The following is a 12992-nucleotide window of genomic DNA, read 5'->3' as shown; positions in this document are numbered from 1 at the left end:
ATGAGATTTCGCCCGCTCCCGCTCCTGACGGTGCTCGCGGCGCCCGCGCTGGCCCTGCTCGTCGCGCTCGGCGTCTGGCAGCTCGACCGGATGGACTGGAAGCAGGCCGAGATCGAGCGCTGGCGGGCTCGGCAGGGCGAGGCGCCCGTCTCGCTGGACCAGGCCTATTGCGGACGCCCCGATCCATTCAGCCGCCGCGTTGAACGTCCGGATCCCGCTTCGGGGTCGATCGTGATGGTCTATGGCCGCAATCCGGACGGCGCGCCCGGCTGGCGGGTCTTCCAGAACGCCCGCGTGGGCGATTGCGCCGGCGATCTCCGTGTTCTGACCGAAGCCGGCTTCCTGCCGCACGGCGAGACTCGCATGACGGAGTTTCACGAGGGCCCCATGGTCCTGGAGCGCCCGACCGAACCGGGTGCGTTCACGCCCGAGCGCGATCCCGAAACCCTCCGCTTCTACGGCTTCGACGCCGCAGCCATGGAGGCGGTCCTGCAGCTCGAACCGGGGACGCTGTGGGAGGAGGGCTGGTTGGTGACCGATCACGGCGCGCTGCCCCCGCGCCTGGCGCAGACGCCGCCGGCGCGCCATTTCGGTTACGCGATCACCTGGTTCGGCCTCGCCGGTGCGCTGGTCGCGGTCTATTTGGCGCTGCACATGTCGCGGGGCCGGCTGGTATTCACGCGCCGGAAAGAGTGAGCATGCTATCCCTTGATGCGACGGGTCGACGGGCGTCTACTCGTATTGCGCACACCAAGAGGGAAAGGTGACCGGCGTGGCGCTGTGGCGGGACGAGGCGCTTGAAACCGTATTGATGGGCGAGGGCGTCCGCCTGCGCCATCCTTCGCTCGACGATTACGAGGCCTGGGCCAAGCTGCGCTCGGCGAGCCGGGCGCATACCGAGAAGTGGGAGCCGGCCTGGGCCGACGACGAGCTGACGCGCGCCGCGTTCAAGCGCCGCCTGCGCCGCTACCACGCCGATATCGAGTCCGGGCAGGGATATCCCTTCTTCGTCTTCCGCGCCGCCGACGACGTCATGCTCGGGGCGTGCAATCTCAACAATGTCCGCCGCGGCGTGCTGCAGTCGGCTGATCTCGGCTACTGGATCGGCCAGCCTTATGTCCGGCGCGGCCATGCGCGCGCGGCCGTGCGCCGCGTGCTGTCCTTCGCCTTCGGCCCGCTGCACCTGAACCGGGTCGAGGCTGCGACCCGGCCCGAGAACGAGCCCTCGCGCCGGCTGCTTCTGTCGGTCGGATTCACGCCGGAAGGCTTCGCGCGCCGCTATCTCAAGATCGACGGGGAATGGCGCGATCACCTGAAATTCGCGATTCTCAAGGACGACCCGATCCGGTGAGCGATCCCGACGACGCGCCGTTCGCCGCCGCCGTCCGCGCCGCCGGCGCGGTGGCCGTTTCGCTGGATCTCCGCTCAGCCCGGCTCGCGCTCAGTGGCGAGGCGGGAACGCTCGGCCTGGCGCGATGCGCGCAAGGCCCGTCGCTCGAGGCGCTGCGCGCGGCGGTCGCCCCGGCCGATCGCGACGTGCTCGACGCGATGGCGGACGGACGCCGGTGCGACGCGCGGATCCGGATCGTCGGCGACGACCATCGCGTCCGCTATGCGCGCCTGATCGGCGGGGCGAGCGACGCGGTCTGGCGCGGCCTGGTCACGCCCGCCGGCGCCGACCCGGATGGCGGCCGGGGCCGTCTCGAGCGCGAGGCCGCGCTCGCCGCGGCCGTCGATGCAGGCGATGTGCTCGCCTATCATCAGCCGATCGTCGCGCTGGCGAGCGAGCGCCTCATCGGTTTCGAGGCGCTGGCGCGCTGGCGCCGGCCGGGCGAGGGCGTGCTCGGACCGGACGACTTCTTCGACCTCGCCATCGATCTCGACCTCGTGGGCGGTATCGGCGAGCAGGTGCGCCGCGCCGCGATCCACGACCTTTCGGCGTGGCGGGCGGCGTATGAAGCGGGGCGGGCGCTCACCGTCTCGGCGAACGCCACGGCGGGCGAACTCACCGCGCCCGGATTCGCCGACGCGCTCATCGGCGCGGTTCGCGGTGCGGAGCTGGCGCGCGGGGCGTTCCGCCTCGAGATCAACGAGACCGAGGTCATGCGCGATCCCGACGCCTGCGCCGAGGTTCTGCACGCCCTGCGCGCGGCCGGCGTCGGGCTGGCGCTCGACGATTTCGGCACGGGCTATTCCTCGCTGGCCCGCCTCGACCGCTTCCCCTTCGACGTGGTGAAGGTCGACCAGTATTTCGTGCGCGCGATGATCGCCGATCCATCCGCGATGAAGATCGTCGCCTCGGTGGTGAAGCTCGCGCGCAACCTGGGCATGGCTACGATCGCCGAGGGCGTGGAGACCGCGGAGATGGCCGATCTGGTCGCCGAGGCCGGCTGCGACGCCGCGCAGGGTTTCCACTACGCCGGCGCGCTGCCGCCCGAAGCGGCCGCCGAGACAGTTCGCGACGGGCTGGCCGGGCGCTTCGGTCCGCCGGCGTGACGGGTCAGGCGCGTCCCGACGCGCCGGTCAGGAATTCCGGGGTGACGCCGAGCTTGCGCAGCGCCTTCGTCCACTTGGCGTCGTAATCCTCGCCGAACACGAGCTCGTCGTCGGCTTCGGCGACCAGCCAGGCGTTGGCCTGGATCTCTTCTTCCAGCTGTCCCGCTTCCCAGCCGGCGTAGCCCAGCGCCAGCGTCGAGCGCTGCGGCGCCCGCGACGACGCCATCGCCTCGAGGATCTCCTTCGTCGCGGTCAGCCCGATGCCCTCGCCGACCGGCAGGGTGCCCTCGTCGCTGCGGAAATCGTCGGAGTGCAGGACGAAACCCCGGTCCCGGTCGACGGGGCCGCCATCGAGCACGGCGCGATCGGGAACCTGGATCTCGCACTTCACCTCGAGCTGCTCGAACAGCTCGGGCAGGCGCAGCCGGCCCATCGGGCGGTTGACGATGATGCCCATGGCGTGGTCCTCGCCGTGGGCGCACATGAAGACCACGCTCCGGTCGAAGCGCGGATCGCCGATCACGGGGCTCGCGATCAGCAGCCGGCCCTGGAGATAACCGTCGTCGGAAGCCGCGGGTGCGTCGGTCATGGCGCGAGCTTCATGGAAAACCCGCGCCCGTGTCCAGCGCCCGGCGCCGTGAGCGGCGGCTTGCCGCGCCCGGTCCGCGGGACTAACTGAGGTCCATCATCCATTCGCCCCTCGATACGGAGGCCCCGACGATGACCATCAAGCAAGGCGACGCGCTCCCCGAAGCGACCTTCATGACCATGACGCCGGACGGCCCGTCGCCGGTGTCGACCGACGACGTGTTCGCCGGGCGCACCGTCGCGCTGTTCGCCGTCCCCGGCGCGTTCACCCCGACGTGTTCGGCCCAGCACCTGCCCGGCTTCGTCAAGCAGGCCGCCGAGCTGAAGGCGAAGGGCGTCGACCGCATCGCCTGCACGTCGGTCAACGACGTCTTCGTCATGGACGCCTGGGGCCGCGACCAGGGCGCGGGCGACCAGGTGATGATGCTCGCCGACGGCAACGGCGATTTCGCCCGCGCGGTCGGTCTCGACATGGACGGGTCGAAATTCGGCATGGGGCTTCGCTCGCAGCGCTACGCCATGCTCGTGAAGGACGGCAAGGTCGAGAAGCTCTGGGTCGAGGAGCCGGGCGACTTCCAGGTCTCGTCGGCCGAGCACGTGCTCGCGGAGCTCTAGGCGTTCAGGCCTCGCCCTCGCGCAGCGTCCGGATCGCCTCGCGGGCCAGCGCATCGGCGCGCTCGTTCTCCGGGTGGCCGGCGTGGCCCTTGATCCATTCCCAGCTGACGTCGTGGCGCGCGGCGGCCTCGTCGAGCCGGCGCCAGAGATCCTCGTTCTTGACCGGCTTCTTCGCGCTGGTGCGCCAGCCATTCTTCTTCCAGCCGTGGATCCAGCGGGTCACGCCGTCGCGCACATAGACGCTGTCGGTGACGATGCGCACCTTCGAGGGCCGCTTGAGCGTCTCCAGCGCGCGGATCGCGGCCATCAGCTCCATCCGGTTGTTGGTGGTCTCCGGCTCGGCGCCGGAGATCTCGCGCTCATGGCCCTTCCACTCGAGCACGGCGCCCCAGCCGCCCGGGCCGGGATTGCCCGAGCAGGCCCCGTCGGTGTGGATGGTGACGAGATCGGTCACGAGACGAGAGTGCGAGCGTTGAACGCCTCGACCCGTTCCGGCGCCGCGCTTTTCGGCGCGCGGTTCACGCCACTTCCCGCGGCAGCTTGAACACCACGTCCTCGTCGGCGACGCGGACCTCTTCGACGCGCACGCCGCGGCGCTGCGCGATCGCGGCGAGCAGGTCCTCGACGAGTTCCTCCGGCGCGGAGGCGCCCGCCGTGACGCCGATCGTCTCCACGCCCTCGAACCAGGACCAGTCGACGTCGTCGGCCTTGCCGACGAGATGCGCCGCGCCGGCGCCGGCGTGCCTCGCGACTTCGACGAGACGCACCGAGTTCGACGAGTTCTTCGCCCCGACGACGAGCACCAGGTCGGCGCGCGGCGCCATCGCCTTCACCGCCGCCTGGCGATTGGTCGTCGCGTAGCAGATGTCCTCCTTGTGCGGCGCCGCGATCGCGGGGAAGCGCCGCTGCAGGACGTCGACGATGGCCGCCGTGTCGTCGACCGACAGCGTCGTCTGCGTGACGAAGGCGATGTTTTCCGGATCCCGCGGCTCGAACGCCTCGGCGTCGGTGACGGTCTCGACGAGATGGATCGCGCCTTCGGGCAACTGGCCCATCGTGCCGATCACCTCGGGATGGCCGGCGTGGCCGATCAGCACGATCTCCTTGCCGGCGCGGTGCTGGCGCTGGGCTTCGACATGGACCTTCGAGACCAGCGGACAGGTCGCATCCACATAGAGCATGCCCCGGCGCTCGGCCTCGTCGGGCACGCGCTGGGGCACGCCGTGGGCGGAGAACACCACCGGCCGGTCCTGCGGGCACTCGTCGAGCTCCTTGACGAACACCGCGCCCATCGCCTCGAGGCGGTTCACGACGTGCCGGTTGTGGACGATCTCGTGGCGGACATAGACCGGCGCCCCGTAGCGTTCGAGCGCGCGCTCGACGATCTGGATGGCGCGATCCACGCCGGCGCAGAAGCCGCGCGGGGCGGCCAGCAGCACGGTCAGCTCGGGTGAGGCGGTCATGGATTCCTCGACGTCGCCGGCGGCGCGTCATTGCCCTTTATCTACACGCGTCGTAGAGACGATGTAACAGAGCCGGCCCGGCCCGCAAGGGCGCGGGGCCGCCGGCTCGCAGCTGCGCCTTCGAGGGGATTCTTCATGCGTCTCGCCGCCTGTCTCGCCGCCGCGCTCGCGCTGACCGGATGCCAGACCGTCCGGGACACGCTGGGTTCGCCCGAGCCCAACCCCGGCCCGTGCCCGAATGCGCTGTCCCTGTATGACGCCCACAGGCTCGTCGAGATCGAGGGCGACGACCCCGTGTTCGAGAATGTCGGCTTCACCGGCGAGATTCTCGATGTCGCGAGCCGCTGCCGCTACACCGACCGCCAGGCGTCGCCGATCGACGTGTCGATGGCGATCCGCTTCGCCTTCGGCCGCGGCCCCGCCGCGGAGGGCCGCGAGCACACCTACAACTACTTCGTCACCGTGACGCGCCGCGACACCGCGGTCATCGACAAGCAGGTCTTCCCGATCACCGTGCGTTTCGACCGCGACGAGGATCGCGTGCTGGTCACCGAGGAGTTCGACTCGATCCGGATACCGCGGGCCGAGGCCGACACGTCGGGCGCCAATTTCGAGATCATCGTCGGTTTCGAGCTGACCGACGAGCAGCTGGAGTTCAACCGCTCCGGTCTGCGCTTCCGCGTGGACGCCGGGCAGGGCGGCTGACGCCTCGCGCCGGTGCGTCGGCGCGATTGACAGACGCCGCCTCGAAAGTAGTGTGGCGCCACCGAAGCGCGCGCCATGCGGCGAGCGAGTCGGTACATAGAGGCCCCCGCGGGAGAGACCGGCCGAAGACGCCGGCGCCGAAGGCGCAACCGCCCCGGAAACGCTCAGGCTAAGGGACCGCGGGAACAGGCCGACGCTGGAAAGCGGATGGCGATTTCGATCGCCATTCCACCGAAGGAGCAAGCGGCGCGGGCGGCGACGTCCCCGGCCGCCCAATCTCTCAGGTCGTCGAGACAGCGGGGGCGCGATGGCGGTTCTCCAGGCGGAGACCGTCGAAGACAAGCGCTCGCCAGGGACGATCGATGGCCGACACCCAGGACACTCCGCTGAGCCGCACGCCGCTCTACGCGCTCCATGTCGAGCTGGGCGCGCGCATGGTTCCGTTCGCCGGTTACGAGATGCCCGTCCAGTTCGAGGGCGTGCTGGCCGAGCACAAGCAGGTGCGCGAACGCGCCGGGCTGTTCGACGTCTCCCACATGGGCCAGGCGCGCGTGACCGGTGATGTCGGGGCCCTGGAGGCGCTGATCACCGCCGACCTGGAGAAGCTGCAGCCGGGCCGCCAGAAATACACGCTGCTGCTGAACGAGGAAGGCGGGATCAAGGACGACTTCATGGTCTCCCGTCCCGACGACGAGGGCCTGTTCATCGTCGTCAACGCCGCCGTGAAGGGATCGGATTTCGCCTACATGCGCGACCGGTTCGGCCGGCGCGCCGAACTCGTCGAGTTGCCCGACCGGGCGCTGCTGGCGCTGCAGGGCCCCGAGGCCGCTGCGGCGCTCGAGCCGCTGTGCGCGGGCGCGACGGAGCTCAAGTTCATGCAGGCGGGCTGGTTCGAACTCGCCGGCGCCGACGTGATGATCTCGCGCTCGGGCTATACCGGCGAGGACGGCTTCGAGATCTCGACGCCCGCCGACAAGGCCGAGGAGATCGCGCGTCTTCTCCTGTCCGACGAGCGGGTCGCGCCGATCGGCCTGGGCGCGCGCGACACGCTGCGCCTGGAGGCCGGGCTCTGCCTCTACGGCCACGACATGGACGAGACCACGACGCCGGTCGAGGCCGCGCTCGCCTGGGCGATCGCGAAGTCCCGCCGCGAGCGCGCCGACTTTCCCGGCGCGCGGCGCATCCTCAAGCAGATCGCGGACGGGCCGGAGCGCAAGCGCGTCGGCCTGGCGCTCAATGATCGCGCGCCCGCGCGCGAGGGCTCGGAGATCGTCCATGAGGGCGAGACCGTCGGAGTCGTCACCTCGGGCGGATTCGGGCCGACGCTGGGCGGACCGGTCGCGATGGGCTATGTCCGCGCCGACCTCGCCGAGCCGGGCCAGGCGCTGGACATTCTCGTCCGCGGCAAGCCGCGGGCGGCCGAGGTCGTGAAGACCCCGTTCACCGAACACAGGTTTTTCCGCGGCTGACGCGGGCTAGTTATTTCCCGGGAGGAGAACGCCAAATGGCTGAAACGCGCTACACCGAACAGCACGAATGGATCCGCGTCGACGGCGACGAGGCCGTCGTCGGCATCTCGAAGCACGCCGCCGCGGAGCTCAACGGCGTCGTGTTCGTCGAGCTGCCCGAGGTCGGCAAGACCGTGGCCAAGGGCGACGAGCTCGCGGTCGTCGAGTCCGCCAAGGCGGCCTCCGAAGTCTACGCCCCGGCGTCCGGCGAGGTGATCGCCGTCAACGACGTGCTCGAGGGCGAACCCGGCAAGGTCGACGAGTCCCCCGAGGACGAGGCCTGGTTCGTGAAGCTGAAGCTGACGGACGCCTCGGAAGTCGAGTCCCTGATGGACGCCGACGCCTACAAGAAGCACATCGAGGAGTGAACGGCACCGCATGCGCTACCTCCCTCTGAGCCCTGAAGATCGCGAGGCGATGCTCGAGACCGTCGGCGTCGCCTCCATCGACGACCTGTTCGCCGACGTGCCCGAGGCCGCGCGTCTCGACGGGCCCGTCGACCTGCCCCGTTGCGCGCCCGAGCTCGACGTCGAGCGGGCGTTCCGGACCATGGCGTCGAAGAATCTCGCCGCGACCGACGCGGCTTTCTTCGTCGGGGCGGGCGCCTATCGCCACCACGTCCCGGCGACGGTCGATCACCTGATCCAGCGCTCGGAGTTCCTGACGGCCTACACGCCGTACCAGCCGGAGATCAGCCAGGGCACGCTGCAGACCCTGTTCGAGTTCCAGACCCAGGTCGCGCTCCTGACCGGCATGGAGACGGCGAACGCCTCGATGTACGACGGCTCGACGGCCTGCGCCGAAGCCGTGCTGATGGCCGCGCGCGTCACCAAGCGCGGCAAGGCCGTGCTCGCCGGCAATCTCCACCCCCACTACGCCGAGGCGACCCGGACGCTCGCCAGGTACATGGACATCGAGGTCGCCTACGAGGCGCCGACGCCCGACCGCGCCGGCGACATCGCCGCCTCGATCGACGACGAAACGGCCTGCGTGGTGGTGCAGAACCCCGACGTGTTCGGCCGCGCGCAGGACCTTTCCGAGATCGCCGAGGCCGCCCACGAGAAGGGCGCGCTGCTGGTCGCGGTGGTCACCGAAGCCGTCGCGCTCGGGCTGATGAAGTCGCCGGGCGAGATGGGCGCCGATATCGTGGTCGGCGAGGGCCAGTCGCTCGGCGTCGGCCTGCAGTTCGGCGGGCCCTATGTCGGGCTGTTCGCGTGCCGCGGCGACCGCAACTACATACGCAACATGCCCGGCCGCCTCGCCGGCGAGACCGTCGACGCCGACGGCCGGCGCGGCTACGTGCTCACCCTGTCGACGCGCGAGCAGCACATCCGCCGCGACAAGGCGACGTCGAACATCTGCACCAATTCCGGCCTGATGGCGCTGGCCTTCACCATTCACATGACGCTGCTCGGAGAGACGGGACTGAGACGGCTCGCCCGTCTCAACCACGAGCGCGCCTGCGAGCTCGCCGACCGGCTGTCGGCCCTCGACGGCGTGACGCTGGAGACCGACGCCTTCTTCAACGAGTTCACGCTGAAGCTCGAGAAGAACGCCGCCGAGGTCGTCGAGGCGCTGGCGGACAAAGACGTGCTCGCCGGCGTTCCCGCCGGCCGGCTCTTCCCGAAGGCGGGCCTGGACGACCGGCTGATCGTGGCGGCGACCGAAACCAACACCGACGCCGATATCGATGCATTCGAACGCGCGCTGAAAGAGGTGCTCTGACCATGGGCGTGAACATGCAGAAAAGCGCCGTGCAGCCCGCCTCGGTCAACGACCCGGGCGCCTATCTCGAGACCTTCTCCGGCTCCAAGGGGCTGGAGCAGGCCGAGCCGCTGATCTTCGAGCGCGGCGATTACGACAAGACCGGCGTGGACCTGCCCGAGCCGAAGGGGCGAACGAGCCGTCTCTCCGGGCTCGAGCGCGAGGACGCCATCGGCCTGCCCGGGCTCTCCGAGCCGGAGACGATGCGCCACTATGTCCGCCTCAGCCGCAAGAATTACGCGATCGATCTCGGGCTCTACCCGCTCGGCTCGTGCACGATGAAGCACAATCCGCGGCTCAACGAGAAGGTGGCGCGGCTTCCCGGCTTCGCCGATCTCCACCCGCTGCAGCCGCAATCGACGGTGCAGGGCGCCTACGAGCTGATCGGCGAGCTGGCGCACTGGCTCGTCACGCTCACCGGCGCCCACGCCGTGGCGATGAGCCCGAAGGCCGGCGCGCACGGCGAGCTGTGCGGGATGATGGCGATCCGCGCCGCGCTCGACGCGCGCGGCGAGACCAAGCGCCGCCGGGTCCTCGTGCCCGAGAGCGCGCACGGCACCAATCCGGCGACCGCGGTTCAGTGCGGCTTCACGACCGACGAGATCCCCGCCGACAAGACGGGCCGGGTCGACATGGAGGCGTTCCGCGCCAAGCTCGGCGACGACGTCGCCGGCATCATGCTGACCAACCCGAACACGTGCGGCCTGTTCGAGCGCGACATCATCGCGATCGCCGACGCGATCCACGAGGCGGGCGGGTATTTCTACTGCGACGGCGCCAACTTGAACGCCATCATGGGCCGCGTGCGCCCGGGCGATCTCGGCGTCGACGCCATGCACATCAACCTGCACAAGACCTTCTCCACGCCGCATGGCGGCGGCGGGCCGGGCGCCGGACCGACGGTGTTCTCCGAGGCGCTCGCGCCCTACGCGCCGGTGCCGTACGTGGAGAAGGACGGCGACAGCTGGCGCATGGTCGAGAACGCCGACGAGGCCGAGGGCGAGCCGTTCGGCCGGATGGTCGCCTTCCACGGCCAGATGGGCATGTTCACCCGCGCCCTATCCTACATGATGAGCCACGGCTCCGACGGTCTCCGCCAGGCCGCCGAGGACGCCGTGCTGAACGCCAATTACGTGCTCGCGCGCCTGAAGCACGTGATGACGCCGGCGTTCGAGGGGACCTGCATGCACGAGGCGCTGTTCGACGACCGCTTCCTCAAGGACACCGGGGTCTCGACGCTCGACTTCGCAAAGGCGATGATCGACGAGGGGTATCACCCGATGACCATGTATTTCCCGCTCGTCGTGCACGGCGCCATGCTGATCGAGCCGACCGAAACCGAGTCCCGGGCCGGGCTCGACCGTTTCTGCGAGACGCTCGAGGCGCTCGCCCTGGCGGCGAAGGCCGGCGAGACCGAACGGTTCCGGGCCGCCCCGATACATGCGCCGACCAAGCGGCTCGACGAGACCCGGGCGGCGCGTTCGCCGGTCCTGCGCTGGACTCCGCCGGCGGAGCACCCGGCGGCGGCTGAATGAACGCGGGGCCGGGCGCGCGCGTGACCGCGGCCGGCCGCCGGCTGGGGCGCCTGTCCCTGCCGGACTGGATCTTCTACCCGGCCGCGATCGGCCTCGCCGCGCTGCTGATCTGGCAGGCGCTGTCCTGGCGTCCGCTGGGCGACGAGCCCCGCGTCACGGAGACGGAGTTCCTCGTCGAGGGCGCCGCCCTGTCGCAGCTCATTCCGGGGCCCGGCACGCGCGTGACCTACATCAGCAGCGCCGGGGCGCAGGGGCTGGCGCGGGCCGGCGCCGTCGCCTCGATCGAGGCCGCCGGCCGGCTGTCGGCGGGCGTCGGCGCGGCGATTCCCCTGGAATTCGAGCAACGCGTCATCGGCCGGATCGTCCGCGTCGAGGCGCGCGCCCGTGCCATCGAGGCCGGCGAGCCCGCGTCGTTCCATCTCGGCTATTTCACCGTGCAGCACGATTCCGGCTGGCGGGAGATCCCGCTGTCCGAGCAGTTCTCCACCGGGGGATTCTGTTTCTCGGTGCCCGAGAACACGGAGCTGAACGACGAGGAGTGGATCGGCGTCTGGCCGGATGCGGCCGGGGAGGGGCGCGACATCATGATCGAGCGCCTGCGCGTCGTGATCGAACCGCCCGACGCCACCATGCGCGCCTGCCGGTCCCGGCTCGCCGACGCGGAGTGACGCCGCGGCGGAACGGACCGAGGAGGCGGCGCCACACCGCCCCGAAATCGCCATCCGGCGCTGCTACAAGCTCACGAAAGATTATGCCTCGCCTTGTATGATCAGCCTCGAACACCGAGATAAGACGCGGCGAATGATCGCTGACGCGCGGAGATGCCCCCATTGGCGATGAATGACTCAGCAAACGGTTGGTCCAGGAATCCCGTCGTGGGGATCGTCCGGATGCTGGTGCGCGCGGTCGGCGTTGCGCTTGGCCTGTTCATGATGGCCATCGCGCTGCCGCTCGCGCTGGTGACGCCGATCATCCCCGTCGGCCTGCCGGTCTTCATCATGGGGCTGCTGCTGGTCGCGGCGACGTCGAAGACGGCGCACCGGATCATCACCAACTATCTGCGCCGCCACCCGGGTCTCTGGAACCGGGTCAAGCGGGCCTTCGGCGAACACGAATAGCCTCGGCGCTTCAGGCGGCCGAACAAGAAAACGCCCGGGCCGCAGGCCCGGGCGTTCTTGATTCCGCCGGCTGATCCGGTCGGTCAGTTCAGCCGCGACTTCAGCCCCGCGATATCGTCCTTCACCAGCGCGTTCTTCTGCGTCTTGGTGAGCTTGTTCTGCAGCAGGGCGGAGGCGGCCTCGACGGCGAGGTCGGCCGCCATCGCGCGGACTTCCTTGGCCGCCTGGGCTTCGGCCTGGGCGATGCGCTGCTCGGCCATGGCCGTGCGACGCTCGATGCGTTCGGCGATCTGCTTCTTCGCGTCCTCGCGGAGCAGGTCGGCCTCGTGCTTGGCCTGCTTGACGATCTGCTCGGCCTCGGCGGCCGCCTCGCGCTGGCGGCGCTCATAGGTTGCCAGGCGCTCCTGGGCCTCCTCGCGCAGACGCCGCGCCTCGTCGAGCTCCTTTCGGATATTCTCGGCGCGGTCGTCGAGCATCTTCGTGAGCATCTTCGGCGCGCCGACCAGCGCGATCACGACGAAGAAGACGATCAGGCCGATGAAGGCCCAGAAAGTCGGATCGGAGAACAGGTAACCCATCGTCAGCTCCTCGCCTCGTCGACGGCCTTCTGCGCGTCCGTCTCGGCGATCTCGACGCCTGACAGTCGCTCGACGGCTGCCGCCGCGGCGGTCGCGGCGATGCCGCGAACCTCGGAGAGCGCGGCGTCGCGCGATTCGCGGATGCGGCCCTCGGCTTCGGCCTGTTTCGCGTCGAGATCGGCGTCGACCTCGGCGAGCTCCTCGGCGATCTTCCGGTCGGACTCGGCTTTCGCCTCGGCGGCGACCGAGTGGGCCTTGGCCCGCGCGTCGGCGAGCGACTTCTCGTATTCGCGCACCGCCTCGTCGGCCTGGGCCTTCATGTTCGCCGCGGCGTCGAGATCGTCGGCGATGCGGTCTCGGCGCTCCTCGATCGCCCCGCCGATGCGCGGCAGGATCCACCGCGACAGCAGCAGGTAGAGCACCGCGAAGCTGATCGCGAGCCAGAAGAGCTGCGAGGCGAAATAGGTCGGGTCGAAGGGCGGGAACGCGCCCGAGGCGTGCTCGGCGGCTTGTTCCGCGGCTTCACCGTGGGATTGCGGCGCCATGTCGGCGACCTCCCTGTCAGGCTGATCTCGGAAAAGACGCCTTGCGCCGGACGGCCGTCAGTGGGCGTCCGGCGCAG

The 12992-nt window shown here is 70.1% G+C and carries 16 protein-coding genes and 2 riboswitches; of the genes, 11 read left to right on the top strand and 5 right to left on the bottom strand.

Annotated elements, in window-relative coordinates; translation table 11 throughout:
* The 3 genes from DDZ18_RS08330 to DDZ18_RS08320 all read left to right on the top strand — a co-directional run bounded on the left by DDZ18_RS08330 (window position 1) and on the right by DDZ18_RS08320 (window position 2496).
* The gene (locus tag DDZ18_RS08330; RefSeq protein WP_109252886.1) at window positions 1–696 is read left to right on the top strand and encodes an SURF1 family protein; all 696 of its coding nucleotides are present in this window, start codon (window positions 1–3) and stop codon (window positions 694–696) included.
* Between the two features lie 67 nt (window positions 697–763).
* Window positions 764–1351, top strand: a complete 588-nt coding sequence (locus DDZ18_RS08325; RefSeq protein ID WP_233245769.1) for a GNAT family N-acetyltransferase — start codon at window positions 764–766, stop codon at window positions 1349–1351.
* Entirely contained in the window at window positions 1348–2496 is a 1149-nt protein-coding gene (locus DDZ18_RS08320) for an EAL domain-containing protein (protein ID WP_109252885.1), read from the top strand. The genes DDZ18_RS08325 and DDZ18_RS08320 overlap by 4 nt, the downstream gene beginning before the upstream one ends.
* 4 nt (window positions 2497–2500) lie before the next feature.
* On the opposite strand, the gene DDZ18_RS08315 is transcribed toward DDZ18_RS08320, so the two are convergent.
* On the bottom strand, window positions 2501–3085 hold the full coding sequence (locus DDZ18_RS08315) for a YqgE/AlgH family protein (RefSeq protein ID WP_109252884.1): 585 nt from the start codon (window positions 3083–3085) through the stop codon (window positions 2501–2503).
* A 131-nt stretch (window positions 3086–3216) separates the two neighbouring features.
* Here DDZ18_RS08315 and DDZ18_RS08310 point away from each other — a divergent pair, with 131 nt between their 5' ends.
* Window positions 3217–3699 (top strand): peroxiredoxin, encoded by a 483-nt coding sequence (locus DDZ18_RS08310; RefSeq protein ID WP_109252883.1) that lies wholly within the window; start codon window positions 3217–3219, stop codon window positions 3697–3699.
* Between the two features lie 4 nt (window positions 3700–3703).
* Here DDZ18_RS08310 and rnhA read toward each other — a convergent pair whose 3' ends face one another.
* Together rnhA and ispH are read right to left on the bottom strand one after the other, a co-directional pair.
* A complete protein-coding gene (gene rnhA, locus DDZ18_RS08305; RefSeq protein ID WP_109252882.1) occupies window positions 3704–4153 on the bottom strand; it encodes a ribonuclease HI in 450 nt (149 codons plus the stop codon).
* 64 nt (window positions 4154–4217) lie between these two features.
* On the bottom strand, window positions 4218–5162 hold the full coding sequence (gene ispH, locus DDZ18_RS08300) for a 4-hydroxy-3-methylbut-2-enyl diphosphate reductase (RefSeq protein WP_109252881.1): 945 nt from the start codon (window positions 5160–5162) through the stop codon (window positions 4218–4220).
* Between the two features lie 135 nt (window positions 5163–5297).
* Between ispH and DDZ18_RS08295 the strand changes: the two genes are divergently transcribed.
* From DDZ18_RS08295 to DDZ18_RS08265, 7 genes are all read left to right on the top strand, one after another.
* Complete coding sequence (locus DDZ18_RS08295; RefSeq protein WP_109252880.1) at window positions 5298–5867, top strand: hypothetical protein; 570 nt, start codon at window positions 5298–5300, stop codon at window positions 5865–5867.
* A 99-nt stretch (window positions 5868–5966) separates the two neighbouring features.
* Window positions 5967–6057, top strand: a riboswitch (glycine riboswitch).
* Between the two features lie 4 nt (window positions 6058–6061).
* Window positions 6062–6166, top strand: a riboswitch (glycine riboswitch).
* A 63-nt stretch (window positions 6167–6229) separates the two neighbouring features.
* The gene (gene gcvT / locus DDZ18_RS08290) at window positions 6230–7336 is read left to right on the top strand and encodes a glycine cleavage system aminomethyltransferase GcvT (protein WP_109252879.1); all 1107 of its coding nucleotides are present in this window, start codon (window positions 6230–6232) and stop codon (window positions 7334–7336) included.
* A gap of 35 nt (window positions 7337–7371) precedes the next feature.
* Window positions 7372–7743: a glycine cleavage system protein GcvH gene (gcvH, locus tag DDZ18_RS08285; RefSeq protein WP_109252878.1), complete on the top strand. Its 372-nt coding sequence runs from the start codon at window positions 7372–7374 to the stop codon at window positions 7741–7743.
* A 10-nt stretch (window positions 7744–7753) separates the two neighbouring features.
* Window positions 7754–9100, top strand: a complete 1347-nt coding sequence (gene gcvPA / locus DDZ18_RS08280; protein ID WP_109252877.1) for an aminomethyl-transferring glycine dehydrogenase subunit GcvPA — start codon at window positions 7754–7756, stop codon at window positions 9098–9100.
* A 14-nt stretch (window positions 9101–9114) separates the two neighbouring features.
* Entirely contained in the window at window positions 9115–10674 is a 1560-nt protein-coding gene (gene gcvPB / locus DDZ18_RS08275; protein ID WP_233245768.1) for an aminomethyl-transferring glycine dehydrogenase subunit GcvPB, read from the top strand.
* Window positions 10671–11342, top strand: a complete 672-nt coding sequence (locus DDZ18_RS08270) for a hypothetical protein (protein ID WP_109252875.1) — start codon at window positions 10671–10673, stop codon at window positions 11340–11342. Before gcvPB ends, DDZ18_RS08270 begins: the two co-directional genes overlap by 4 nt.
* A 207-nt stretch (window positions 11343–11549) precedes the next feature.
* Window positions 11550–11792, top strand: coding sequence for a hypothetical protein (locus DDZ18_RS08265; RefSeq protein ID WP_146190638.1), 243 nt, complete (start codon window positions 11550–11552; stop codon window positions 11790–11792).
* An 83-nt stretch (window positions 11793–11875) separates the two neighbouring features.
* On the opposite strand, the gene DDZ18_RS08260 is transcribed toward DDZ18_RS08265, so the two are convergent.
* Both DDZ18_RS08260 and DDZ18_RS08255 read right to left on the bottom strand, forming a co-directional pair.
* Window positions 11876–12370, bottom strand: coding sequence for a F0F1 ATP synthase subunit B family protein (locus tag DDZ18_RS08260; RefSeq protein ID WP_109252873.1), 495 nt, complete (start codon window positions 12368–12370; stop codon window positions 11876–11878).
* A gap of 2 nt (window positions 12371–12372) precedes the next feature.
* Window positions 12373–12915, bottom strand: a complete 543-nt coding sequence (locus DDZ18_RS08255; RefSeq protein WP_109252872.1) for a F0F1 ATP synthase subunit B — start codon at window positions 12913–12915, stop codon at window positions 12373–12375.
* Window positions 12916–12992: the final 77 nt, after the last annotated feature.

The organism is Marinicauda salina (genome assembly GCF_003122085.1).
Lineage (GTDB): Bacteria > Pseudomonadota > Alphaproteobacteria > Caulobacterales > Maricaulaceae > Maricicauda_A > Maricicauda_A salina.
The sequence above is the reverse complement of the archived record's forward strand: the minus strand, read 5'-3'. Positions and strand labels throughout refer to the sequence as shown.